This window comes from Robertmurraya sp. DFI.2.37 (assembly GCF_029211245.1).
GTDB lineage: Bacteria > Bacillota > Bacilli > Bacillales > Cytobacillaceae > Robertmurraya > Robertmurraya methanolica_A.
In genome coordinates, this window is sequence record NZ_JARGEJ010000591.1 from 1 (window position 1) to 305 (window position 305).

Here is a 305-nt window from a genome sequence, read left to right on the forward strand (position 1 = left end):
TTGGATAAAGCCAACCGTATCTGTTAAAAGAGTGCCAAACCCACTTGGTAAAATCATATTTCGAGTCATTGGATCAAGCGTTGCAAATAATTGATTTTCTTCAAATGAATCAGCTTCTGTCAAGCGGTTAAATAAGGTCGACTTCCCTGCGTTCGTATAGCCAACCAGTGCAATTTGGAACGCTTTGTTTTTCTTTCGTCTTTCACGGTAACGATCACGATGCTGGACAATAACACTGAGCTGGGTCTTGATATCATCAATTCTACGTCGGATATGGCGGCGATCGATTTCAAGCTTGGTTTCCC

Annotated in this window: 1 protein-coding gene; it reads right to left on the reverse strand. The window is 42.0% G+C overall.

The features are described 5' to 3' along the window. Positions 1-305 (reverse strand): GTPase (locus PZE06_RS27820; protein WP_275792376.1); only part of this gene is annotated, 305 nt, incomplete at both ends.